Below are 25540 nucleotides of genomic sequence, written 5' to 3'. Positions count from 1 at the left end.
AAACATGCCTGCAACTGCTATAACTATGCAAACAAAAGGTTGCAGGTTTTTTATGAATACTGAGCAGTTGCAAAAAACATTAAGATCAAGTCAGTACGCAGAACAGGTTTTAGGATTACATCAGCTTTATTTAGAACAAGATTATCAAATTGATCAGTTTGCTGCTCCGCTTTCGAGAGAGAATATTTTCCAGTCAGTTGAAAATGAATTAAAAGACATTCAGGATGAAAGTCAGTGGATGCGAGTAGTTCGTATTCTGCGTGCGCGTTTAATGTTCCGTTGGATCTGGCAAGATGCCAATCGACTCACCAATGTGGTGAGTTTGACGCGAGAGCTTTCAGATTTTGCAGATGCCTGCATTTGTGCAGCCAAGCAGTTTGCACGTGCTCCTTTGGTTGCCAAACATGGAGAGCCTGTAGGATATGATGGTCAGATTCAAGATTTGATCGTCATTGGTATGGGTAAGCTAGGGGCACAAGAGCTGAACTTATCCAGTGATATTGATCTGATTTTTGCCTATGATGAGCAGGGCGAAACAAATGGTCGTAAATCAATTGATGTGCAGCAGTTTTGTATTTTGTGGGGACAAAAGCTGATTTATTTGCTGGATCATATTACCGCAGATGGTTTTGTATTTCGTGTGGATATGCGATTACGTCCCTGGGGTGATGGTTCAGCTTTGGCAATTAGCCATATGGCATTAGAGAAATATCTGATCCAGCATGGACGCGAATGGGAGCGTTATGCGTGGATCAAAGCGCGTATCATCAGTGGTGGAAAGCACGGCGATGACCTGCTGGAAATGACCCGACCATTTGTGTTTCGGCGCTATGTCGATTATTCCGCTTTCGCAGCCATGCGTGAAATGAAAAGTATGATCGAACGTGAAGTGGCACGTCGTAATATCGCAGATGATATTAAGCTAGGCGCGGGAGGAATACGTGAAGTTGAATTCATTGTTCAGGTATTTCAGCTTATCTATGGTGGATCGAAACGTGAGTTGCAAGATCGCCAATGTTTGGTCAGCCTAAATCATTTAGGTCAGGCTGGCTTACTTCAGTCACAAGATGTGATTGAGTTAGAAGATGCCTATTTGTTTTTAAGACGTGTAGAACATGCCATTCAAGCCTTGAATGATCAGCAAACCCAGATGTTACCGATGGAGCCTGAGCTACGCCAACGTATACTAGATACGCTTGAATACCCAACTTGGGACAATTTTATTGAGGCTTTAAACGAAAAACGTCATAAAGTGAGTGAACAGTTTAAAAAACTGATTCAGGAAGAAGTCACTTCACCAGACGAAACCGATACAGAGCTAGAACAACAACTTAATGCTATCTTGGATGAGACAGCCCAAAATTTAGTGCATGAATTTTGGCAGAGTAATGCATTAAAACGGCTTCCTTCTAAAGCGGTACAGCGTCTAAAAGATTTCTGGCCTCATTTTATTGAAGCTATTTTACAGTCTGAACATCCACAAATGGCATTTATGCGTTTGATGCCCTTGATTGAATCTGTCATGCGCCGCACTGTATATCTGGTGATGCTGATGGAAAGTCGAGGTGCCATGCAGCGACTGGTCAAAATGGCCACCGTGAGCCCCTGGATTTGTGAGGAGCTAACGCAATATCCTGTGTTACTGGATGAATTTCTTTCTATGGATTTTGAACTGCCACAGCGTAAGGATCTGGAAGATTCTTTACGTCAGCAGCTTCTTCGGATTGAAATTGATCAGGTCGAAGACCAGATGCGTGTACTGCGGCTGTTTAAGAAAAGTAATGTCCTTACCGTTGCTGCAAGTGATGTTTTAGCCGAAAGTCCTCTCATGAAAGTTTCAGATGCATTGACCGATATTGCTGAAGTCAGTGTCGCAGCAACCTTAAATTTGGCCTATCAGGCTGTTGTTAAAAAACATGGTTATCCCAAAGATGCCAGTGGTGAACGTTGCTCACTGGAGCATACAGGTTTTGCAGTGATTGGTTATGGGAAGCTGGGGGGGATTGAGCTGGGTTATGGTTCTGATCTGGACCTGGTTTTTATTCACTATTTTGATGAACAGGCCGAAACAGATGGATCAAAATCCATCACAGGTTTTGAATTTGCCATGCGTGTGGCACAAAAGTTTTTATCACTCATGACAACTCAAACCTTGGATGGTCGTGTGTATGAAATTGATACTCGACTTCGACCATCTGGAGAAGCAGGACTACTGGTAACAAGTTTAAAAGCATTTGAACAATACCAACTCAAAAGTGCATGGCTTTGGGAGCATCAGGCCTTGGTGCGTGCTCGTTCAATCGCAGGTGAAGCACAGTTACGTCAGAAATTCGAAAGTTTACGCTGCCAGATCTTGACGCAGAGCAGAGATGAAAATGAAGTACGTGATGAAGTATTAAAAATGCGCCAGAAGATGAAAGATCATCTGGGATCATCCAATGAGCAAAAAAAACATGGCATTTTTCATTTAAAACAGGATGCAGGTGGTATCGTTGACATCGAATTTATGGCACAGTATATGGTGCTTGCATGGAGTGGAGCGAATCCTGATCTCGCCCATTTTTCCGACAATGTAAGAATTCTAGAAGATGCTGCTCAAGCAGGCTGCTTATCCAGTGAAGATGCCACAGCATTAATGCATGCTTATCTACGTGAACGAGCCGAAAGCCACCGTTTAGCCCTTGCAAATCAATCCATGCAAGTGAATGCTGCACAGTGGCGCCATACCCGAGAGGTCGTTTGCAAGTTATGGCAAAGATTAATAGATCCAGCGTCTACAATGGCGTTGGAGAGTGAATGATTGTGTAAAAATTTGGAGTGTGTGCCATGAATTTGGCTGATCGTGATGGTTTTATTTGGCAAGATGGACAATTGGTTGACTGGCGTGATGCAAAAATTCACGTTTTAACTCATACGCTACACTACAGTATGGGTGTCTTTGAAGGTGTCCGTGCCTATGAAACTCCTAAAGGCACTGCAATTTTTCGTCTCCAAGATCACACTAAGCGTTTGTTAAACTCTGCAAAAATTTATCAAATGAAAGTTCCATTTGATCAAGCGACACTTGAGCAAGCTCAAATTGATGTGGTTCGTGAAAATAAATTAGCATCTTGTTACTTGCGTCCATTGATCTGGATCGGTTCTGAAAAATTAGGTATTGCTGCCACTGAAAATAGTATTCATGCTGCCGTTGCGGCATGGGGCTGGGGTGCTTACCTTGGTGAAGAGGCAATGGCACGTGGTATTCGTGTAAAAACATCTTCGTTTACGCATCATCATCCAAACGTGACGATGTGTAAGGCAAAAGCATGTGGCAACTATACTGTGTCGATCTTGGCACATCAGGAAGTAGCGCGTTCAGGTTATGATGAAGCGATGTTGCTAGATCCACAAGGCTTTGTGTGTCAAGGTGCAGGCGAGAACGTGTTCTTGATTAAAGATGGCGTGTTGCATACCCCTGATTTGGCTGGTGGTGCATTAGAAGGGATTACCCGTCAAACAGTTATTACCATTGCAAAAGATTTAGGATACGAAGTGGTTGAGCGTCGTATTACCCGTGATGAATTCTACATTGCAGATGAAGCATTCTTTACTGGTACTGCCGCAGAAGTGACGCCAATTCGTGAATACGATGACCGTGAAATTGGTGAAGGATGCCGTGGCCCAATTACCACAGAAATCCAGAAAACCTTTTTCGATGCGGTTCAGGGCAAAAATGCAAAATATGAACACTGGTTAACTTACGTGAAGTAAGCGAATCCGTTAAGATCAAGGCGAAACACATGTTTCGCCTTTTTTATTGATGTTTTTAGGAAAAAATATGCATGTTGTGTATGTGAGTGATGGAAAAGCAGGACACCGATCACAAGCTTTAGGCCTGTATCAGGCAATGCATAAACTCGTTATCCATAGCCGTTTTGAGGAAATTCCTCTACAGCAGTTGCCATTATTAACGATCTTGAAGGGGCTGTTTACACATCAGGTATCACAGATCAAGCAGCCGCCTGATTTTATATTGGGGGTAGGAAGTCATACGCATTTTCGAGTGTGGTTACTTGGAAAAATTTATCCTCAGGCGAAAACGATTATTTTGATGAAGCCAAGCTTACCGATACATTGGTTTAATTATGCAGTTATTCCTGAGCATGATGGTGTGGCTGCATCTGATCGAGTCATTGTGACACAGGGGGCGCTGAATCCAATCGTAAATGAGCATCGTCACGACACTAATCGAATTTTGATTGCCCTAGGCGGCGACTCCAAACGACATCAATGGAATCAAGAAAAAGTTTTAACGTCTATTCAAAATATTGTTCGAGACTATCCAGATACCCATATTATTTTGACGACCTCACGACGTACGCCTGTAAATTTTATATCACATTTAAAAACATTGCCTTGTGCACAGCAATTACAGCTCTTTCCTGTTGAAGAAACCCCTCAAGGCTGGATATTTGAACAAATGCAGTTGGCGGCCACGGTATGGGTCACAGAGGATAGTGTTTCCATGATTTTTGAAGCATTGACTGCAGGCTGCCGTGTAGGTGTGATTGCAATGGATCGTTTAAAATCTGATAGAATTACTCAAATGATTGATCAATTGCCTTTTGAGCAGAATATTGGTGTCATGCGTGTGCTGCAAAACTCGGCTCCACTCAATGAAGCAAGTCGTGTAGCATCTCAAATATTGGACTCATCGAGTTTTTAATTAAATGAAAATATTGCACATTGCAAATTTTGGTTTTAACAAGCAAGGCGCGCATTTCTACTGCACCGATCGTAAAATTTCGGCGGGGCTGGTAGAAAATGGACATTTTGTTTACGATTTTAGTTTTCGTGACATGGCGCGCATGGGCACAATTTTTAAAACCAAAAAACTCGGTGCGAGTTGGGCCAACAAAGAAATTTTAAAAATTGTGAATAACCTCGAGCCTGATTTGGTATTGATCGGGCACAGCGACCTGATGAGTCCTGAAGTGCTTAAGCAGATCAAACAGCAGTTTCCAGAAACCAAAATTGCGTTTTGGTATGTCGATCCATTATATCTTGAACATAAGCTGGATTTTGTAAAAGCGTTTTCTCCCTATCTGGATGCGATCTTTTGTACTACTGCAGGGGAATATCTAGCAAAGTTAAAACAGCCACATTTGAGTGCAGCGTATATGCCCAATATCGGGCATCGTAATGTTGAAAGCTTAATTCAATTTAAAAATCTTAATACAGATAAAACCTTTATCTTTTGCGGTGTGGTGTATAAAGAACCAGAGAGAGAAAAATTTCTAAAAGATCTGGCAGATGCATTAACCCAATCGCAGGTAAATTATCGCTATTATGGCTGTTTTGACCAGCCAGGCGTATATGGAAAAGCCTATTATAAAGTGCTGTCAGAGTCGAAAATGGGGCTCAACTATTCGCGTCGAAATGATGTCACGTTATATAGCTCAGATCGTATTGTACAACTGACTGGGAATGGCCTTTTAACCTTTAGTCCGCGTATTCCTGGTTTTGAAAAGCTATATACAGAGCAGGAAGTCATTTATTTTGATGATCAGTTTGATCTGGCTCAAAAAATTCAGTTTTACGATCAGCATCCTGACTTGGCAAAAGCTATTGCACAGGCTGGTTGGCAAAAGACCCGTGACTCATTTAATGCGAAACGGATTACTCAGTATATGCTTGAGGTCACGTTTGGTCAGCCACTTTCAGAAGCTTATGAATGGTCGCACGAGGTATATACATGATGTGGTTGCTATATGTCATCATCGGTTTAGTGATTTTGGCAGGTTTGCTTTATATCATGGGCAACTATACATTCTGGTTGCCGTATCGCTCAAACGCCTTACCGCGCATCGTGATGCTACATCAGGTCACGCCGCATGCCGAAGCCTCGGGGATGAATATGCCACCCGACAAGTTTGAGCAATTGCTACAATTGCTGGTGAAAAAAAACGCGGTATTTTGCTTTGTATCTGAACTTGAGCAATATCGTGAGCAAAAAAATGTGGTGGCGCTAAGCTTTGATGATGGATTTATGGACAATTACGTGTACGCCTTTCCACTCTTAAAAAAATATCAAGCCAAAGCGACGATCTATCTGGCAACCCAGATTGAAGGCATCGAAGCATTGACCGTCGATCAGGTGCAGGAGATGGCTCGATCAGGTTTTATTGAGTTTGGGGCACACACGCAGCATCATGTGAATTTATTAAAACTCGATGACGAAACGGCCTATCAGGAAATGCTGCATTCCAAACAGGATGTAGAGACGCTAGTAGGAGCATGTCCGAGTTTTGCCTATCCATTTGGCCGTTTTAATGAAAAGCATCAACAGATGGCCCGTAAGATTGGTTTTAAAAATGCCGTGTCTACACGTAAAAAGATTGAGCCCTATGATCCAGAGCATCCATTTAATATTCCGCGCGTGAGTACCCACGGCGCAATGAATGCCCTGCAAATGCGCATTGCGCTTGCCAAAGGACGCTATAAACTATGATCCCTAAAATTGCGTGTAGCGTGTATATCGTGACCCTTAATTGTGAGGCGTGGTTATTCAAGACCTTGCAAAGTGTGCAAGATTTTGATGAAGTCATTATTTTAGATTCGGGCAGTATCGATGCCACCTATGCCATTGCACAGCAGTTTGATAATGTGCACATTGAGCATCAGGACTGGCAGGGCTATGCGGGTCAAAAAAGTTTGGCTTTAGCCAAATGTCGCAATGATTGGGTATTGAATTTAGACGGCGACGAAGTACTTTCTGAAGGGCTGAAGCAGGAAATTGCTGAGGTGATTCAGCATAACCAGCTTGATGCCTTAATTACACCGATTAACGATGTGTTTTTGGGTGTACCCAACAGCAAACATACTAAGAAACATGCCAAGGTGCGTTTCTTTCGCAAGGCCAAAGGTCAGTATGATCTGGCCAATAAAGTCCATGAAAATGTGATTGTAGAGGGTGAATCTCGCCGTGCCGTGCATGATATTTATCATTTCGGTGAGTCGAGTATTTTCGTTAAAGTAGAGAAAAATAATCAATACTCCAATTTAAAAGCCGCTGAAAAATTTCAAAAAGGTAAAACGCCGAGTCTGGCAAAACTGGTGTTGGTGATGCCGATGACGTTTATTAAGTCGTATTTTATCCGTCGTAGTTGTTTCAACGGCTGGCGTGGTTTTGTCAACAGTATGATCAATGCCTTTTATGCTTTTTTAAAAGAAGCCAAATTGTTTGAACAAAGTATGAATAAAGACAAGAAATAAGTAGATTGATGATGAAAATTGTTCAAATATTGGCAACAAGTGGCGGATTGGGAGGCTTAGAACAGCATACGTTTAATCTGACCAATGAGTTGGCGTTGAGTCAGGAACTACATGTCATTGCACATCCTTGTTATGCAGAGAAATTTAATTCAAATGTTAAATTCCATGCTGTGGACTTTGCACGTAGCCGCTGGAATATTTTTCTACTTTGGCAACTCAAATCGCTGATTCAACAGATTCAACCTGATATTGTCCATGCACAGGCAGGTAAAGCAGCGGAACTGATTTCACGAATCCGACCCTTTTTGCCAGATATAAAAGTGGTCACGACGATTCATGGAACTAAAAAAAATAAATCTACTTACTTGGTTGGAGATGCGGTGATTGCAGTGAGTCAGGCTTTGGCTCAGGGCATTCCAAATAATAAAGCACATGTGATTTATAATGGGGTTTATCCTCAGCCAGACCTGAGTATTGAGCATAAACAGCATTTATTGCAAACGATTCAACAGGATTTTCCTCAGCTTGACTCAAATAAAAAACTGGTGATGTGTATTGGACGTCTTGAGCCCGTAAAAAATATCAGTTTACTGATTGAGTCGATGCAACAGATTGATGCCAATTTATGGATTATTGGTGATGGTTCACTTCGAGCAAGTTTAGAAAAGCAAGTCAGTGAATTAAACATACAAAACCGAGTCGCTTTTCTTGGGTTTCGAATTGATGCCAGAGAACTGATTCAATTGGCAGATGTTGTGGTCTTGTCATCAGATCGTGAAGGTTTTCCACTGGTGATGGTTGAAGCCTTACAAGCAGATAAGGTTATGGCTTCGACAAGAGTGAATGGGGTGGTGGAATGGTTGCCAAACCAATATATAGCAGAGATTGGAGATGCACAAGGTTTAGCAAAAGTGATTAAATGTGCGCTTCAACCTGAGGCTCAAAATGACTTTAGCGCTTTGTATGCAAAAGCCAAGGCTGAACTGACTGTACAAGCCATGACTGAGCAGACGCTTAATATTTATAAAGGCCTGCTGAAAACTTAATTATTTTTTTGGTGTAAGGCGGATGGCATCAAGTACCACGAAGCTATCTTCGACATTAATGGTATGGCAACCGTCATCTGCTTGATTCCAGTCAGGCAAAACTACTTCTAGTAACTTTTCTTCGTAAGCTGTCGGGCTAAGCTGAGTAATCGCTTTTAATTCGATATTGCCGCCATAACGTTTTAAAGAATCTTGGCTTGGTCGAACCAATTGTCCCTGATAATAAAAGGGTTTGCCTGCCATACGAAACTGTTGACTACCTCGGCACACTGGGTTCATTGGGTGCTCTTGCCAGTTCGGATTTAAAATATCTTCGGTAAAGAATAGATCTAAACGGTCACCAAATTTCTTACAATCACGACGCGTTGAAGTAAAAAGATACCATAAGCCTTCATGATAAAAAGGTGTGCTGTCGACTGCTTCAATATTCTCGATCAGATTAGAATGCTTTTCCCATCTAAGCGGAAACTGCACACACTTCCAAAGCTCTATAGTCTTATTGGCCGACGTCTCTGGAATCATGTACCAGTCATCGTCTATTTTAAATACGCAAGGATAAGAAAGGTGGTAATCGAGTTTTAATATAGTGGTAGGTTTGCTATATGTACCATCTTTAAACACTTCGAGTACAGATAAAAAGCCAACAGGATGCTGATCATCCACTTCTTCAAAAAAAATAAAGTGTCGGTTATCTTTTTCGGCGTAGAAACTGTCTGCAAAGGTGAATCGATGAGGGGAGTGAATTTCAAAAAGATCGTTAAGTTGATTTAAACTTGAAAAAGGTTGCTCTATCCAGCCAAAACGCAGATACCAATGAGAATCAAAAGATTTATCTTGTTTTTTTTGTTGGTATTTGTACCATTTTTTGGCAAGCGACCGAAACATCTATATTTACCCAAAATCAATTCTTATTATAATAATACATATACTTTTAAAGTTGTCCAAAGTCGGGTAGAAAGATGCAAATTTATGTCATTAGTATTGAGGAAAATGATTCTATCCGATTAAAGCAATTTTTTTCACAGCCCTTTTTTTCTAGCTTAAATGTACGGCCAAAACGCATGGGAGTGAAGGGAGCTGATTTATTAGCGAAAGAGTATTTTGAGCAAGCTGTGAAAGGTCGAGAAATTCCTCTTACGCCAGGTGAGCTTGGCTGTACCTTGTCTCACTTGCAGGCATTGAAGGATTTTTTAAGCACCGAAGATTCGCATGCACTGATTTTGGAAGATGATGCGATTATTCCTGAGTATTTTGACCTTAATCAGTTAGATCAAGAAATCATTAAGTTACGATTGCCCCCTAAGTCGTTATTAAGTCTGGGCGGAATCCAAATGAAAGAATCTCGCAAAGTACGGGGTAAGCCATACTCAGCAATGCTGTTAAAGCATAAAATTCTTGAGGTGATTCCAGATTATTATCATCGTGTCAATTATGCAATGGCTTATGTGATTGATCGCGACATGGCACAACTGTTATTACAGTATCATCACCCACTAAGAAGAGCAGATGACTGGAGTTGTTTATATGATTTTGATGCTACTGTTCACTTGTACATGGTTCATTTAATTGATCACCCTGTTATTCAAAAAGGTGAAACGAATCAAGCACTGAGTGCGATTGAAGCAGAAAGAGTGGATCAGCAAGGATTACGTAAAAGTAAATACGGCAATAGTTTACGCCGTAATTTAGCGAAACTATTTAGTGAACGGTATTTCTAGAATTTTGATTTTCTTATTAAAATTAAAGCTTCTGATACAATGTAAAAATTTTTCAGATATCACAAATTACTTGGGATGTATATATCATAATGAACGTTGCAATGGTTGTGATTGTCTATAACAAGGCTTTAAATGAGTCTACTACTTTACAGAGTTTACTCACTTTTACTCACGCAATTCAGGAATTAGTGATTGTAAATAACGGACCAGAACAGCTTGATGAAGATGAATTTTTTTTTGCACTTAAGCAAAAACACAGTCAAGTATATTTAGAAAATTATCTACAAAATAAACCCTTAAGCTGGATTTATAATGATTTAATTGAAAAGTATGATGCTGATTATTATGTGTTGTTTGATGATGATACGATTATTAATTCACAATATGAAAATCACTTGTTTAATACTTTAGATCAAACAGATATTGAGTTTCCTAAAATTTTTGCTCGAGTTGAGCATGTTCAACATTTTCCCGTGCTTAACAATGCCTTACTAAAAGATTCAGGTGAGCTAAGCAATATCGAAACGATTTTTTCGGTGGGTTCAGGACTCATCTTATCTAAACGACTTAAATATATATTTATTGAGCGTTTTGGGCATGTATTTGATCAACATTTTGCTTTTTATGGGGTCGATTCAACATTTTTTATTCGGTTAAATCTCTTACTTAGCGAAAACATTCCATTTAAGATCACTTCTTGTTCGTATTTGAATCATGGTCTGTCGCTCACCGAAGAGGCATTAACGCCATGGCGCAAGCGTGAGTTTATTTATGAAAATACCCTTAAAGTGAAATACTATAGCGGTAATACCTTCATGGCTCGACTCAAGTTTATTCGTCTGATGTATAGAAAACTAAGCCACTTTGAGTTTTCTGATTTAAAACTAGTGATAAAAACATTTTTAAGTGGTAAACATCCAAGATGCTAAAAGTTCAACAAAATTCTGAGAAAACGATTGCACTTGTTTACGGTATTTATATTAACTCGTTGGTCAATTGGAAAAAAATCCTGGGTAGGCAGATTTTAGATATAAAAAAATCAGGAATTTTAGATCTTTCAGATATTTACTTAATTGTTTCTAATCCTGACTCTGTACCTCAAGTAGAAGATTATCTTCGTCAGCTGGATTTTAAAAATATTATTATTCATGCTGAAAATAAATATGAATATCCTGCACTGCATTTTATTTGGATGTTATCTCGGCAGAAGAACTCATATCAATACATGATCTATATGCATACTAAAGGAATGAGTTATGCAAAAAAAAGAAGAAATAAAACAGAAGAAATTTTGACACACTATACGCTTAAATTTTGGAGAGATTACCTGACTATTTTTGATGAACATGATCAAGTAAATAAAATTGGAATTTTACCTGGCGAAGGATCGGGATTTGGTGATGAACAGCAAAAATATATCCATTTAAAAGGATGGGTTTGGTTTAACTTTTGGTGGGCACGAAAATCTTACATCGCTACACTACCTGAACCCATAGAAACCAGTGATCGATACTATTACGAATATTGGTTAGGATTGCAGGAAGCAAATCAAAATCAGAATGATACATATTCAATGTATACACACCAGACCCAGTTTTTTAAATCTGATGTGGCGGAGAATATTTTGATGAGACTTTATGAAAAAAATCGTTTCAGATTTAAACTCAAATCTATGCTGCAACGTTTTTTACGTCGGGTTTAATCTATTAATTTCGAGAGTATCAGTATTTTAAAACAATCTTGAGTACCATTTGCGCTTTCTTTTTGGGTGATAGATTGCTTCAGGAATTTGAAAGTCTACACAACTTTTAAAGCTGGAAATATCGAGTTTGTTTTGAAGAAGTTCATCACATCGCTTAACAAAGAGTTCGATATTTTCTGCTGTTCGACTCTGAAATAAATGATAAATCTGATCAACAAAAACAGTTCCGATACCGTAGTAACCGTAGCTTCCTAATGCCCAGCAACCTTCACTAGGTGCTTTTTCATATCGTGTTGGAAAAAGCGTACGGTAGCTGATTCCTTTTTCTTCAGCAGCAAAAGCCAATGCTTCAGCCACATCACCTTTTTTATCGGGCATAAAGGATGGATGACCTAACTTCTCATAGCAACTGCGTGTAATAAAGAAGAACGCGGGAGAGGCAAAGATATGTGTGCCAGTTCCAATATGATTTGAAACCTGCGCACAGCCTAAAAAAGTGTCGTGTTCTAACACATAGGCAATCGCTTTTAACACGATTTCCTGATTCAATGGAATAAGGTCGGGTTCAATGATTGCAACGACATCAGATGTTGCTGCTGCCATAACCTCATCTAGCCATTGGCCATGTGGAATATTTTTTTGAGTATATTGTACGTTTAATCCCAAATGAGCCATCACATTTTTATGCGCTTTAAGAATATCGGGACTAAAGTTATCCCAATGAAAAGAATGAAATTCAGTTTGTTCAAGCAACTTGTGATTCATGTTTATTCTTTGTTTAGTCAAAAAGGGAGAATCTATTCATAAATGATCGGTAGAGCGATTAAGTATTATCCGCATTACCTTTAATGACCATATAAAGTAATGAGGCCATAATCAGAAAACCACCGCCCAAACAACTTACGCAGAATAATAAAATACGTTGATACGTATCTAAATTAAAAAGTTGATTGTTTAAAATATATAGAACGAATCCCCACTGAATGAGTGAAAATGCAACAAGAACAATGGTACGACGACGTACTTCTGGACGCATAGCCATATTGAACGATCCAAGGGAGAGTAAAGATATATTATGCCATTGTAGAGAATCAATCTCAATTCATGTCGCATTATTGTTGTGAGACTAGACATTAAAATGCAAAAAAGCCAGCATATCTGCTAGCTTTTTTAGGTACTTTATGATGAGATTAGTCTTCTTTCTTTGGCTGTTCGCGTAAACGAATACCCAAATCACGTAGTTGATTCGCTTCAACTGGTGCTGGTGCCTGAGTCAGTGGACATTCAGCAGTCTTGGTTTTCGGGAATGCAATCACATCACGAATTGAAGATGCACCAGTCATGAGCATGATTAAACGATCTAGACCAAATGCCAAACCACCATGCGGAGGCGCGCCATAACGCAAGGCATTCAGTAAGAAGCTAAACTTCTCTTCGGCTTCTTCGTCTGAAATACCCAATGCTTCAAAGATGGCTTTTTGCATTTCAAGCGTATAGATACGTAATGAACCACCACCGACTTCGGTACCATTCAAGACCATGTCATAAGCAACAGAAAGTGCTTCACCCGGATTTGCTTTCACATCTTCAACGCTTGATTTTGGCAGCGTAAATGGATGGTGAACTGAAGTCCATTTACCATCATCTGTTTCTTCAAACATTGGGAAGTCGACCACCCAAAGCGGCGCCCATTCACAGGTTACAAGTTTAAGGTCGTGACCGATTTTCACACGAAGTGCACCCATGGCATCATTTACCACTTTGGCTTTATCTGCACCAAAGAAGACGATATCGCCATTTTCTGCGCCTACACGCTCAAGCAATTGCATCACGATCGGTTCAATGAATTTCACGATTGGAGACTGTAAGCCTTCTACGCCTTTTTCAATTTCATTGACCTTGATGTAAGCGAGGCCTTTAGCGCCATAAATGCCCACAAATTTGGTGTATTCATCAATCGCACTACGTGGCAAAGCGCCTGCGCCCGGCACGCGAAGTGCTGCAATACGGCCTTTAGGATCTTTGGCTGGACCCGCAAATACTTTAAACTCGACGTCTTGCATCAGATCTGCAACATCAACAAGTTTAAGCGGAATACGTAAGTCCGGTTTGTCCGATGCATAGTCACGCATCGCTTCGCTGTATGGCATACGCTGGAACTTGTCGAATTTGATACCGAGCAATTCGTCAAACAGCTTAACGGTCATGCCTTCCATCAGATCCATAATGTCATCATCATTTAAGAATGATGTTTCGATGTCGATCTGGGTAAATTCAGGCTGACGGTCTGCACGCAAGTCTTCGTCACGGAAACACTTTGCAATTTGGTAGTAACGATCAATACCGCCCACCATCAACAATTGTTTGAACAACTGTGGTGATTGTGGAAGAGCATAGAAACTTCCATTTTGTACGCGGCTTGGAACCAAATAGTCACGTGCGCCTTCAGGTGTTGCACGCGTTAAGATTGGGGTTTCAACATCTAAGAAACCATGATCGTCTAGGTAGTTACGAATCAGGTTGGTCACTTTAGAGCGAAAACGCAAACGATCTAGCATTTCTGGACGACGAATGTCCAAGAAACGGTATTTTAAACGATGCTCTTCAGAAATATTAATATTGTCATCATTTAATGGAAATGGCGGAGTTTCAGATTGTGCGAGAACTTCGATCTCTTTGCCCAACACTTCAATTTGACCACTGACCATATTTGAATTTTCAGTGCCCTCATAGCGGCGACGTACACGCCCCGTAATTTTCAGTACAAACTCAGAGCGTACTTTATCTGCGGTCGCAAATGCCTCTGGCGTATCTGGGTCAATAACCACTTGAACCAAACCATCGCGGTCACGCATATCAAGGAAAATCACACCACCATGATCTCGGCGACGGTGTACCCATCCACATAGGGTTACGGTTTGGTCAATTTGGGCTTCTGTTAAAGAGCCACAGTAATGAGTTCGCATCATGTCGTAAAAATCCAAACTATATTGGCTGTTGGGGCGTATACGTAAACAGCGTACCGCCAGTGAATCAGCGATTATGCCTTTTTGAGTGGCGGGTCACAAGAACTAGCGCCAAAAACTGCAAAAAATGCGCTATTTTTGAACGGATTTAATCAACTTTGTGAATCTGGTTGTGTGGAAAAACCAATCCATGCCAAAAATACAATTGACCATAGCGCCATACTGCCAAGAAACCCGCGGAAAAAGTAATTGATCGATTTACCTACATGATCGTAGGTTTCTGCTTTCCACGAATCGAGGCTGAGTGGTTCGGCATAGCCCATCACCCAATATAGGCCGCTTAAGATAGAAAAAATAAACGCAGTCCAGCAAAAACGCTGAATCAGTCGTGATACCAGTTTAGTCTGCTGATGCTGCTTAAAATAGTGTAAACACATCCAGATCAAAATCGGCAGAGTTACCACCGAAGTACCAATCTGCATGAGCATATGTACATGGGTATGATAGCCCAAAATCGAAATTTCTCTGCTCAGTGCATCTTGAAAGACAAAGGTTCGAAAATCGGCATGGGTAAAACCATCCCAAATAATATGTGTGGCTGCGCCAATTAAAACTGAAACCACACAGCCAATCAGAAAGCCACAGGTACGGTCTAGAGTATTCAGATTGAGTGGATCGTGTAAAGACAACCAGCGATAGATAAATGGACGATACAGCACATACCACACCGCACAAAACAACAGCCCAACCAACAGATTAGGCACAATCATCCCAGACCACTCATGACTGATGGTCAAGCTGGCATTGGTAAATAATCGAAACAGATCGGGAGTCATACAGCCGATTGCCAGAGCAGCAACAGGTAAGCGCTGGCCGCTCAGTTTGGCAATGGGAGGTGCCAAAATGGCATGTGAAAGCGTAAACGGCATATTGAAAGCAAAATTATTTTGTCTTTTAGGTCGTGCCTAGTGTAGTCAACAATGCAGTTTGAGAATGTTTTTTATTGCAAAAATAGTGCAATGTTATAATATTACAAAAATTAAGCAGATTTTAAGATTTTAAGAATTCGAGGGGAATCCAATGTTGTTCACCAGAAGTGTGCTCGCACTTTCAATTTTTGCTGCATTGTCGAGTGTGGTACATGCGGCCAATGAAACAAACACCGTATCAAAACTCAAAACTATCGAAGCAACCGCGCATCCATTGGTTCAAACTGCGGTCGATTATGCTGCGGCAGACAATATTATTCAAAATCAGCAATTGGTACAGGGCGGCGCTACCATTGGTGAGGCGTTAAGTGATCAGGTGGGTGTGTATTCGAACCAGTTTGGTCCTGGCGCAAGCCGTCCTGTCATTCGTGGTCAAGACAGCGCACGCGTGAAGGTATTACAAAACGCCTCAGAAACGATCGATGTTTCAACCTTGTCTCCAGATCATGCGGTGATGGTTAACCCGATTTTAGCCAAGCAGGTTGAAATTGTACGCGGGCCTTCAACGTTGCTGTATGGTGCAGGGACGGTTGGCGGACTAGTCAACGTGACAGACAACAAGATTCCCACCCAAATGCCTGAGAAAGGCTATGAAGGGCAAGTGGGGCTGCGTTATAACACGGGCAGCGACGAGAAGTTAGGGAGTGCAGGCTTGACGGTAGGTTTAGGCGAGCAAGTCGCATTGAGACTTGAAGGCCTGAAACGAGATGCCAATAATTACATTGCACCGAACTATCTGCATGAAGGTGAAAAAGAGCGTCGCGTTGACAATACCTTTGCCAAATCTGAAGATACAACCATTGGCCTTTCTTGGATTCATGATCGGGGCTTTGCTGGTATTTCATATACCAACCGCCAAGATAAGTATGGCTTACCCGGTCATAGCCATGAATATGAGAGCTGTCATCCGCATGGTTTAAAATTGCATTGCGGCAGTCACGATGATCATGACCATGGAGATCATGATGAAGAAGAGGGTCATGACCACGATCACGAACATGCACACGATCATGCAGGGCCATGGATCAATTTAAAATCTGAACGCTACGATTTTAGAACCGAACTGAATGATCCCTTTTCTGGCTTTAGCAAGCTACGCGCACAAGCCAGTTATACCGATTACAAACATGATGAAATCGAAGAAGGTGAGGCTGCAACCACTTTCAAAAGCCAAGGTTATGATGCACGTCTAGAATTGGTACATCAGCCTTTAGCCAATTGGGAAGGCGTGGTAGGTGCACAGTTTGGTCGCCAGAAACTCGACATCACTGGCGAAGAGTCGCTCTTTGCTGGCCCGAGCACCACTGACAAATGGAGTCTATTTGCACTTGAACACACCCAGTGGAATGATGTGCATTTTGAAGTGGCTGCGCGTTTTGATCAGCAAAAAATCGATATCGATTCTGCACAAAAAAACTATGATGATCACGCCTTTTCGTATTCAGGTGCTGCCAACTGGGCATTTGCACCAAATTATAAATTATCCTTTGTCGCATCACATCAAGAACGGATGCCACTGGCGCAAGAGCTCTATGCCAATGGTAAACATTTGGCCACCAATACCTATGAACTGGGCAATCAAAACTTAAGTACTGAAAAATCCAACAACCTTGAGCTTGGCTTTCATTACGATGCAGATAAGCTAAATTATCATGTACATGTGTTTCATAACTGGTTTGACGACTACATTTATGCCCGCACGTTGGATCGTTTTGAAAACTTCCGTCTGGTTGAATACACGCAAGATAAAGCACGTTTTTATGGTGTGGAGGGAGAGTTGTCTTATCAACTTTCTCCACGCTATACAGCTACAGTATTTGGTGACTATGTACGTGCCAAAATTGAAACCGAAGGCAATGCCCCGCGTATTCCGGGTGGCCGTTTAGGTACACGGATTAATGCAGACTTTGGAGATGGATTTTCTGGCTTAGCCGAATATTTCCATGTGTTTAAACAAGATAAATTTGCGGCTTTTGAGAATGAAACCGCGGGTTACAACATGGTGAATCTAGGCTTGGCGTATGCGGCACGTGCCACCAATCGCACCGATTACCGTGTTTATGTGAAAGCCAATAATATACTTGATGAAACCGTGTATAACCATGCGTCATTCTTGTCGAATCTTCCGCAGGTTGGGCGCAACTTTACTGTAGGCGTAGATTTTAGCTTCTAAGTGATTGATGCAATTAACAATGTTTTACGTGGAGTACCCTATGGGTACTCTGCGTGGTTTAAGTGAACTGCTCTACCGTTTTTGCCTTCATATTTGCATTAAAATCACCTTAATTTCTAATCAAAGCCATAAAACTCAAGCTTTGAATGGAAATATAAATACCCGGTTAAATTTACTTGTAAAAAAATAGATATATTATAACGTAACGAGTGATTGGCTTTTGGAGCATCACGATGCTTACTCGTTCTCATGTCTTTGCACTTTCTATTCTCTCACTTTCGATTCAGCATGTTTTTGCACAAAACTCACCCAGTGATGCTGCTGTCAATGATTTGCCAACCATTGAACTTCAAGCTCAAGCCTCGCCCAAACAGCCATTCAATGAGGCGGCTGGAGATGCGAGTGTGGGACGCGATCAACTGATTCAAGGCGCAACCACGATCGGTAATGCCTTGAATGGTCAATCGGGAGTTTACTCGGCGCAATATACAGGTGGGGTGAGTCGGCCTGTGATTCGTGGCTTAGATGGCGCACGTGTAAAAATTACCCAAAATGGCGGTGATACGCTCGATGTCTCCTCGGTTTCTCCTGACCATGCTGTAACGGTCGATCCTAACGCATCCGATCAGATCCAGATTTTAAAAGGTCCTGAAGCGCTGCTTTATGGTGCAGGCTCGGTAGGCGGATTGGTCAATGTGATTGATCATAAAATTCCATCTAAAATGCCAGACAACGGGTATGAAGGGCAGTTGGGTGTTCGCTACAACACGGGTGATGATGGCCTGGTTTACTCAGGAGATAGCACTGTCGCACTGGGCAGTCAGTTTGCATTGAATGTAGGCGGTTTAAAGCGTGATGCCAACGATTATATTTTGCCGCATGATTTGCAGGGAACATCGCGCCGTGAAGAGAGTACGTTTGCCAGATCTCATGATTATCATGCAGGATTATCTTGGATTTATGATCGGGGTTATACGGGTATTGCGTATAGTGAGCGTCATGATAAATACGGAATTCCTGGCGATAATCCGCTGTATGGCTTATGCAAACCAAGTCATGGCAAACTCGATTGCGGCTCACTGGTCGATCAGCAGGCAGCCATGCAGGCCAATGATGGCGCAGCAGCATGGATTAATCTCAAGGAAAAGCGTTATGATCTTAAAAGTGAGTTGAATGATCCATTTGCTGGTTTTTCCAAGTTAGCTGCCCAAGCGACCTATACCGATTATCAGCATCAGGAAATGGATGGTGATGAACCAGACACCACCTTTATTAGCAAAGGCACCGATGCTCGTATTACTTTAGATAATACACCTTGGGCAGGTTGGGAAGGTCAGTTTGGCACACAATATACTCAGCAAAAACTTACCATTAATGGTGACGAAGCATTGATGGACCCAACCGTCACCAAACGCTACAGCGTGTTTGGTTTGCAAGAAAAACAAGTCGATCAACTGCATTTTCAAGTGTCGTCGCGTATCGATCATCAGACCATCGATATCGATGGCAATGATGTAGATGTGGGTGCAAAAAATTATAGTGGAACCGCATATTCGCTGGCTGGCTCGACGGATTGGGCATTTAAACCAAATTACAAACTGTCTTTGACAGGCTCTCATCAGGAACGTTTACCATTGGCACAAGAGTTGTACTCGAATGGTGCACATATGGCCACCAATACCTTTGAACTTGGTAATGATGATTTAGATAAAGAAAAATCCAATAATATTGAGCTTGGCTTACATTTTGACAATGATCGATTGAAATATAATGTAAGCGCTTTTCAAAGCTGGTATGACAACTTTATTTATGCCAATACCTTAGATCGGTTTCAGGATTTTCGTCTGATTCAGTATGATCAAACCAATGCCCGTTTCTACGGTGTAGATGGGGATATCAGTTATCAACTCAGCCCACGCTACAATGCTGGATTATTTGGCGATTATGTACGTGGTAAGCTGGATGATGCTGGAAATGCACCACGTATTCCAGGTGGTCGTTTGGGTACCCGTATTAAGGCGGACTTTGGTCAAGGATATTCGGGTACAGCCGAGTACTACCACGTGTTTAATCAGGATGATATTGCCAATTACGAAACTGAAGGCAAGGGCTATAACATGCTGAATATGGGCTTGGCGTATGATGGGCAAATCAATGCCAAAGCAGGTTACCAGCTTTATGCCAAGGCCAATAATTTGCTCGACAGTAAAGTGTACCTACACGAGTCATTTTTATCGGATGTTCCACAGATCGGACGTAATTTTACCATGGGTGTAAACTTTAATTTCTAATGAGATTAAGTTGGAAACTATGCAGGAAAGCTTCGGCTTTCCTTTGGTTTTTATAGGTCATAAAAGTCAGAATTAACGAAATCAATCTTGAAAAATAAGCAGATAATCTTTAGCCTGAACCCAGTTATTGGGATGGCTTGTTATGCGTATTTTTCAACGAATTCACACAAAACTGAATTGGTCAGGGCGTGGCTATGCTGTTCTGATTCTGGGTATATTGTTTCTGGGTTATGCAACATCCGCTATTTATCATATCTATAAACCTTTGCCACAGGGCTTAAACTTTACTGGAAAATTGCGACATGCAGAGGTCAAGTTTTTATCCGATCAAACTTATCTGGATACGCAAGGTCGCCAGCAGCAGGATCATCAGATTTTCAATGAAATTCTGCAACTGATTCATCAAGCAAAAACCACCATTGTGCTGGATATGTTTTTGTTTAATTCCGAGGTAGGTGATTCTAAACTGACACAACGACCATTAATGCAACAGTTAACAGAAGCATTAATTCAAAAGCGTCGTGAATCTCCAAATATTGACATTACTTTTATCACTGATCCAATTAATTCGGTTTACGGCGGTATTTTGCCAGACCAGTACCGAAAATTACGTCAGGCAGGAGTTAATGTGATTGAAACGAATCTCACGCCGTTACGTGCATCTAATCCATTGTGGTCAGGCTTTTGGTATATTTGCTGTCAAGATTTGGGAAACAATCCTGAAAAAGGTTGGTTAGCTAATCCTTTTGGTCAGCAAAAAGTCACTTTGCGCAGCTACTTACAACTGGCAAACTTTAAGGCGAATCATCGTAAAACGCTGGTGGTCGATACCGATCAAGGCTGGACAACACTCATTACCTCTGCCAATCCACATGACGGCAGTTCACGACATTCAAATGTGGCACTTGTGGTTAAGGGGCCGACAGCGATGGACATACTCAAAACAGAGCAGAGTGTGGCTCAGATGTCAGCCAGTACATCACCTGTGGTGATTATGGGGGAAGTCAATGCGAGTCAGGATCAACCACAAGTACAGGTATTGACGGAAGCTGCTATTTATCACGCAGTGCAGGAGCTGATTCGAACAGCAAAGACCAATGAACAGATTGATCTGGCGATGTTCTATTTATCCGAACGTCAAATTGTAAATGAATTAAAAGCGGCACAGCAACGTGGCGTCAAATTACGGATTTTGCTTGATCCAAATAAAGATGCATTTGGTCGCCAAAAAAATGGTATTCCAAATCGTCAGGTGGCGTCAGAATTACATGCTGCTGGTATTCCTGTACGCTGGTGTGACACGCATGGTGAACAGTGTCATAGCAAAATAATTGTCAAAACCAGTGCAAATCAAGCTGAAATGATTTTAGGCTCTGCCAATTTTACCGCGCGCAATCTGAAAAATTATAATCTGGAAACAGACATATTGGTCAAAGGTCAAGCGCAGGCCGCCGTTTTTCAGGATGCTACACGATATTTTAATACCGCGTGGTCAAATCTGAATGGCCGTCAGATGAGTGTGGATTATGCGCAATATGCAGATGATTCAAAGCTAAAATACTGGACTTATCGTTTTATGGAATGGTCAGGATTATCCACTTTTTAAGCATGTTTAGAATATGGGTTGTGTTTGGCATTATTTATCATCCGTCCAAACGCTAAGAATAACATGCCAGAGTACTTAAGCCCTCAACAGAGGTATAAATAACAAGTGCTCTGGGTTTCTTGGTAAAATCCAAGTCACCCATAAGCGCATGATCGTAAGCGAAGGTCACAAGTAAAGTACGCTTATGCGAGTCCAAAATTTTTACAATGTCTTTTCGCTGTTCCAATAGATGCTTAACGCGTAGGTGGTATAAGCTGATCCAAAGCTTTATCGTCTAACTTTTCCAATTCACTCAAATCGGTCTTAATTTCCCACTGGGTTTCATCTTCGACTGGATTGGGCAAACGTGCTTCTAACCAGTCACATACAATATCTGGACTGAAATCTGGATGATTACATTGAATCACCCAAGCCAGAAAATTTTGTGGCCCGCCATTCATATATGGAGGAGGGGAAACGGGAAAAAACTGAGTTGGAAGCCGTTCGTTAGTCGACAGGTAATTCAATACGTGACCTAATTCTTGTATCGTCTGCCATGCCAGTGGGTGTTCGATATCAATGCTAAATTTGATCCACCATGCATGTTGACCATCTGTACCGTGTGCAGAAATTCGCTGATTTTGAATACTTGGTACTTGACTAAAAAATTGATAAATACGTTCAAAATTTAATTCTGACACAATGCATCGTCCACTCATTCAAATAGGCGGTTATTATAATCTTATTTCAGCATGAAGATATGCGCACATGCCTTAAGTTAACCAAATCACACCGAATCCTGCTTATACAAGCGCGCACTATTCTTTTAAAATAGAACGATCATAAATGGTCTGGATGATCATACAATGGATATAAATAAAAAAGTCCTGAGTTCTTGCCTGGGGATATTGATTTTGGGAATGTCATCTATGGCTTTATGGGCATATGAGCAAGATCTACGTTCACCATCACAAAAGTGGAGTCACTATAGCCAGAGAACAGTGGCTTCTAGCCCTGGATTTTCCAGTCAAACCGTTCCATCATCCAATCCCGAGTATTCCTCGCAGTCTGCACCTTTACCAGATATGCGGTTTTCCAATCAGCAAGTGCCAACTGTAAACCCACCTTATATCTATCATCAGCATTTGCACCATGAGCATCCGCGACGATTCTTTGTGGTCGGTCAGGTTATTCCCGTTGAATATCGCAATAACTACTATTATGTTGAGGACTGGTACGGTAGCCATTTATATGAACCGCCACAAGGAACACGCTGGATCTTGATTGACGGAAAATATTTATTAATCTCAAGTCATAATTTTCAGATTGAAGTCATTCGCTAAAACAAAATCTTCATAATTTATTGATGATTATTACAATCCTATCCTAAACACGGCAATTTTATCCATCCTTTCTTCTTGGCTAGGCTTTAAGCTAATTTTATTGTTAAGGAAAGGATAATATCTAATGAAAAAGCCATTCACTGTATTGATGATTTCTAGCTTATTGCTCGGCATTTCTGCGGCAGCATCGGCAGCACCAGGTGATTGGGAGCGAGAGCATCATCCACGCCCAGCGCCTCATGCAGCACCATCAAAATGGTCTCATGATCATCGATCATATAAACGTGATCGCCCAGTCGATATCCGAAAAGGTGATCGTCTTCCGCCAGAATTTAGACATCATCGCTATCATGTAGACAACTGGCGTGCTCATCGTTTGCACACTCCACCACGTGGTTATCATTGGGTTAAAGCAGGCGGACATTATATGCTGGTATCAGACCATAATAATCGAGTCTATTCTGTACGATAATTTAATCGATTTCTCACTCATCCCATTCTTGATCAGAATGGGATTTTTTATGCCAGATGATTTGGCAGAGGTATCGCAGAATTTCAATATAGTATCAGTGTATAAGGACAATCTGTTTTAAAACTCAGCTAAAACGATAACAAATATATTGCAGAGTTGAAGCTTTTATCCATGATTTCTCCTCAAGCTATTTCTACAATTTAAGCTTGGCGTTATTGCGGATTACCGAACATGAAAAGGATCATCGCCGCTTCACTTTCTGTCCTGATGCTGGCTGCATCAACCATTACATTTGCTGACCCACCACAACCGCCGCCTGGTTGGGGAGAACATGGCTGGGGCCGTTACCATGCTGGACCTGACCAGCGTTATGAGCGGTTTGAACACTTTCATCATGGTTGGCGACCCGATGGCCCACCGCCACGTGTGATCGAAAATCGTTATTATTACGATGCTCCGCCGCCTCGTTACGAGCGGGTCTATGTATTTCAGCCAGGAGATCGTTTACCGCCAGAGTATTATAATGAACGTTATTACGTACATAACTGGTATGACTATCAACTTCCACCACCGCCACCCCAACACCGCTGGGCGTATATTGATGGACGTTATGTTTTAGTGGCTGTGGCGACAGGAATTATTGCCCAGATACTATTGAGTCATCATTAATAAATAGATATTCAATTGGTATTATTCAGCTTATGCCAATTCATCATCTTCTGGGCGAGGTGTTTTACCTTGCTCTAGAGGACGTTCTTGATGCTTTTCACGAATCACAGAAGGGAAGTTCCATGATGCATAACGTACAATCAGGATCGCGACAGCCAGAATTAAAATAGAGCCTGTAATAATCAACTGACTGATATCTGCTTTATGGTTATGCTGAATATCTGAAATGAGCAAACGGGTTAATGCTGTAATCGCAACGTAGATGAGAAATCGGACGGGCATATGATTGGTTTTGAAATAAATTCCAACCATTGCGCCAAGTTCGAGATAAATAAACAGCAATAAAATATCATCAATAGTGGCGTATTTTTTGATGGTAAAAATTTCGATGGTGGTATGTATTGCCGACCACACGATCATACAGCCAATAATAAAAAGCGCGATATAGTGAAAAGCTTCGACGGCATAATTACCAAATCGGTCAAGCATACTTTCAAGTTTATTACTATTTTTAGGTGTAGGCATAAATACAGTGAACTCAAGTGATTCATTTATAGTTTATTTTATGCAAGTTTCATGCACATGAAAGTAAAAATAACCCAGAATTGATGACATATCACTCAAAAATAAGCGTATTTTGGATGTGTGTTACGTGATTCTGGAGTGATAAATGTATTTGCCCACCCACTTTAAACAGGAAAATCAAGCAGAGTTATTTGATTTGATTGAACATCATCCCTTAGGAACATTGATCGTGATGCATGCTGATGGATTAGAGGTTAATCATATTCCGTTTGAGTTAGATCGATTACATCTTCCTGCTGGGATTCTACGCGGACATATTGCTAAAGCTAATCCTTTGGCTTCGCTTTTATCTGAACCACAATCTGCTTATGTTATTTTTCAAGCAGAACAGCATTATATTTCTCCAAACTGGTATCCAGGTAAGCAGGAACATCATCGTGTCGTACCAACATGGAACTATCGCGTGGTACATGCAACAGGTCAGTTATCTGTCATTGAAGATCAAAAATATCTAAGGGGCGTACTGGCACGATTAACCAGACAGCATGAGGCTGATCAACCTGCACCTTGGCGTTTGAGTGATGCGCCAGCAGATTTTATCGAGCAGCAGCTTGAGAAAATTATGGCGATAGAATTTAATATCGAATCGATCATTGGTAAATTTAAGCTAAGCCAAAATCGTTCTCAAGCCGATGTGGCAGGGGTGATCGCTGCATTGAACGAGCTTGAGCCGCAAATAGCAAATTCAATTCATAAGTTTTATCCTAAATAAAAAACGCCTGCATAAGCAGGCATTTTTTTATT

At 41.3% G+C, this 25540-nt stretch carries 24 protein-coding genes; 17 read left to right on the top strand and 7 right to left on the bottom strand.

Going from position 1 to position 25540, the window contains the following annotated elements; all coding sequences use genetic code 11:
- Positions 1 to 52 precede the first annotated feature (52 nt).
- The 7 genes from glnE (at position 53) to F952_RS00270 (ending at position 8303) form a co-directional block, all read left to right on the top strand.
- On the top strand, positions 53 to 2800 hold the full coding sequence (gene glnE / locus F952_RS00300) for a bifunctional [glutamate--ammonia ligase]-adenylyl-L-tyrosine phosphorylase/[glutamate--ammonia-ligase] adenylyltransferase (protein WP_004919907.1): 2748 nt from the start codon (positions 53 to 55) through the stop codon (positions 2798 to 2800).
- Positions 2801 to 2826: 26 nt separating this feature from the next.
- Positions 2827 to 3753: a branched-chain amino acid transaminase gene (locus tag F952_RS00295; protein WP_004919904.1), complete on the top strand. Its 927-nt coding sequence runs from the start codon at positions 2827 to 2829 to the stop codon at positions 3751 to 3753.
- A 67-nt stretch (positions 3754 to 3820) separates the two neighbouring features.
- Complete coding sequence (locus tag F952_RS00290; protein ID WP_004919903.1) at positions 3821 to 4708, top strand: mitochondrial fission ELM1 family protein; 888 nt, start codon at positions 3821 to 3823, stop codon at positions 4706 to 4708.
- Positions 4709 to 4712: 4 nt separating this feature from the next.
- The gene (locus F952_RS00285; RefSeq protein WP_004919900.1) at positions 4713 to 5741 is read left to right on the top strand and encodes a glycosyltransferase family protein; all 1029 of its coding nucleotides are present in this window, start codon (positions 4713 to 4715) and stop codon (positions 5739 to 5741) included.
- On the top strand, positions 5738 to 6493 hold the full coding sequence (locus F952_RS00280; protein WP_004919897.1) for a polysaccharide deacetylase family protein: 756 nt from the start codon (positions 5738 to 5740) through the stop codon (positions 6491 to 6493). The genes F952_RS00285 and F952_RS00280 overlap by 4 nt, the downstream gene beginning before the upstream one ends.
- Positions 6493 to 7257 carry a glycosyltransferase family 2 protein gene (locus F952_RS00275; protein ID WP_026056977.1) on the top strand — a complete coding sequence of 255 codons (765 nt, stop codon included), beginning with the start codon at positions 6493 to 6495 and terminating at the stop codon, positions 7255 to 7257. Before F952_RS00280 ends, F952_RS00275 begins: the two co-directional genes overlap by 1 nt.
- 11 nt (positions 7258 to 7268) lie before the next feature.
- On the top strand, positions 7269 to 8303 hold the full coding sequence (locus tag F952_RS00270) for a glycosyltransferase (protein WP_026056976.1): 1035 nt from the start codon (positions 7269 to 7271) through the stop codon (positions 8301 to 8303).
- On the opposite strand, the gene F952_RS00265 is transcribed toward F952_RS00270, so the two are convergent.
- Complete coding sequence (locus tag F952_RS00265) at positions 8304 to 9188, bottom strand: glucosamine inositolphosphorylceramide transferase family protein (protein WP_004919888.1); 885 nt, start codon at positions 9186 to 9188, stop codon at positions 8304 to 8306.
- 74 nt (positions 9189 to 9262) lie between these two features.
- Between F952_RS00265 and F952_RS00260 the strand changes: the two genes are divergently transcribed.
- The 3 genes from F952_RS00260 to F952_RS00250 all read left to right on the top strand — a co-directional run bounded on the left by F952_RS00260 (position 9263) and on the right by F952_RS00250 (position 11723).
- Positions 9263 to 10021, top strand: a complete 759-nt coding sequence (locus F952_RS00260) for a glycosyltransferase family 25 protein (RefSeq protein ID WP_004919885.1) — start codon at positions 9263 to 9265, stop codon at positions 10019 to 10021.
- An 89-nt stretch (positions 10022 to 10110) separates the two neighbouring features.
- Positions 10111 to 10950, top strand: a complete 840-nt coding sequence (locus tag F952_RS00255) for a glycosyltransferase family 2 protein (RefSeq protein WP_004919882.1) — start codon at positions 10111 to 10113, stop codon at positions 10948 to 10950.
- Positions 10944 to 11723 (top strand): hypothetical protein, encoded by a 780-nt coding sequence (locus F952_RS00250; RefSeq protein WP_004919880.1) that lies wholly within the window; start codon positions 10944 to 10946, stop codon positions 11721 to 11723. Before F952_RS00255 ends, F952_RS00250 begins: the two co-directional genes overlap by 7 nt.
- Before the next feature lie 27 nt (positions 11724 to 11750).
- On the opposite strand, the gene F952_RS00245 is transcribed toward F952_RS00250, so the two are convergent.
- From F952_RS00245 to F952_RS00230, 4 genes are all read right to left on the bottom strand, one after another.
- Positions 11751 to 12488 (bottom strand): hypothetical protein, encoded by a 738-nt coding sequence (locus F952_RS00245; RefSeq protein WP_004919876.1) that lies wholly within the window; start codon positions 12486 to 12488, stop codon positions 11751 to 11753.
- Positions 12489 to 12546: 58 nt separating this feature from the next.
- Entirely contained in the window at positions 12547 to 12765 is a 219-nt protein-coding gene (locus F952_RS00240) for a hypothetical protein (RefSeq protein ID WP_004919874.1), read from the bottom strand.
- A gap of 148 nt (positions 12766 to 12913) precedes the next feature.
- Entirely contained in the window at positions 12914 to 14692 is a 1779-nt protein-coding gene (aspS, locus tag F952_RS00235; RefSeq protein ID WP_004919871.1) for an aspartate--tRNA ligase, read from the bottom strand.
- Positions 14693 to 14841: 149 nt separating this feature from the next.
- Positions 14842 to 15618 carry a DUF4184 family protein gene (locus tag F952_RS00230; RefSeq protein ID WP_004919868.1) on the bottom strand — a complete coding sequence of 259 codons (777 nt, stop codon included), beginning with the start codon at positions 15616 to 15618 and terminating at the stop codon, positions 14842 to 14844.
- A gap of 151 nt (positions 15619 to 15769) precedes the next feature.
- Here F952_RS00230 and znuD (F952_RS00225) point away from each other — a divergent pair, with 151 nt between their 5' ends.
- The 3 genes from znuD (F952_RS00225) (at position 15770) to F952_RS00215 (ending at position 21748) form a co-directional block, all read left to right on the top strand.
- The gene (gene znuD, locus F952_RS00225; protein ID WP_004919863.1) at positions 15770 to 17851 is read left to right on the top strand and encodes a zinc piracy TonB-dependent receptor ZnuD; all 2082 of its coding nucleotides are present in this window, start codon (positions 15770 to 15772) and stop codon (positions 17849 to 17851) included.
- 233 nt (positions 17852 to 18084) lie between these two features.
- On the top strand, positions 18085 to 20142 hold the full coding sequence (znuD, locus tag F952_RS00220; RefSeq protein ID WP_004919860.1) for a zinc piracy TonB-dependent receptor ZnuD: 2058 nt from the start codon (positions 18085 to 18087) through the stop codon (positions 20140 to 20142).
- A gap of 142 nt (positions 20143 to 20284) precedes the next feature.
- The gene (locus F952_RS00215; protein WP_004919858.1) at positions 20285 to 21748 is read left to right on the top strand and encodes a phospholipase D family protein; all 1464 of its coding nucleotides are present in this window, start codon (positions 20285 to 20287) and stop codon (positions 21746 to 21748) included.
- 233 nt (positions 21749 to 21981) lie between these two features.
- Here the strand turns inward: F952_RS00215 and F952_RS00210 are convergent, their stop codons facing one another.
- Entirely contained in the window at positions 21982 to 22428 is a 447-nt protein-coding gene (locus F952_RS00210) for a hypothetical protein (protein ID WP_004919856.1), read from the bottom strand.
- Positions 22429 to 22593: 165 nt separating this feature from the next.
- On the opposite strand from F952_RS00210, the gene F952_RS00205 reads away from it, so the two are divergent.
- From F952_RS00205 to F952_RS00195, 3 genes are all read left to right on the top strand, one after another.
- On the top strand, positions 22594 to 23070 hold the full coding sequence (locus tag F952_RS00205) for an RcnB family protein (RefSeq protein ID WP_004919853.1): 477 nt from the start codon (positions 22594 to 22596) through the stop codon (positions 23068 to 23070).
- A 124-nt stretch (positions 23071 to 23194) separates the two neighbouring features.
- Complete coding sequence (locus F952_RS00200; RefSeq protein WP_004919850.1) at positions 23195 to 23542, top strand: RcnB family protein; 348 nt, start codon at positions 23195 to 23197, stop codon at positions 23540 to 23542.
- Positions 23543 to 23773: 231 nt separating this feature from the next.
- The gene (locus F952_RS00195; protein WP_004919848.1) at positions 23774 to 24211 is read left to right on the top strand and encodes an RcnB family protein; all 438 of its coding nucleotides are present in this window, start codon (positions 23774 to 23776) and stop codon (positions 24209 to 24211) included.
- A 30-nt stretch (positions 24212 to 24241) separates the two neighbouring features.
- Here F952_RS00195 and F952_RS00190 read toward each other — a convergent pair whose 3' ends face one another.
- Positions 24242 to 24736 (bottom strand): phosphate-starvation-inducible protein PsiE, encoded by a 495-nt coding sequence (locus F952_RS00190; protein WP_004919845.1) that lies wholly within the window; start codon positions 24734 to 24736, stop codon positions 24242 to 24244.
- 145 nt (positions 24737 to 24881) lie between these two features.
- Here F952_RS00190 and F952_RS00185 point away from each other — a divergent pair, with 145 nt between their 5' ends.
- Positions 24882 to 25508 carry an FMN-binding negative transcriptional regulator gene (locus tag F952_RS00185; RefSeq protein WP_004919842.1) on the top strand — a complete coding sequence of 209 codons (627 nt, stop codon included), beginning with the start codon at positions 24882 to 24884 and terminating at the stop codon, positions 25506 to 25508.
- The last annotated feature ends 32 nt before the right edge of the window (positions 25509 to 25540 follow it).

It is taken from the genome of Acinetobacter baylyi DSM 14961 = CIP 107474 (assembly GCF_000368685.1).
GTDB lineage: Bacteria > Pseudomonadota > Gammaproteobacteria > Pseudomonadales > Moraxellaceae > Acinetobacter > Acinetobacter baylyi.
The sequence above is the reverse complement of the archived record's forward strand: the minus strand, read 5'-3'. Positions and strand labels throughout refer to the sequence as shown.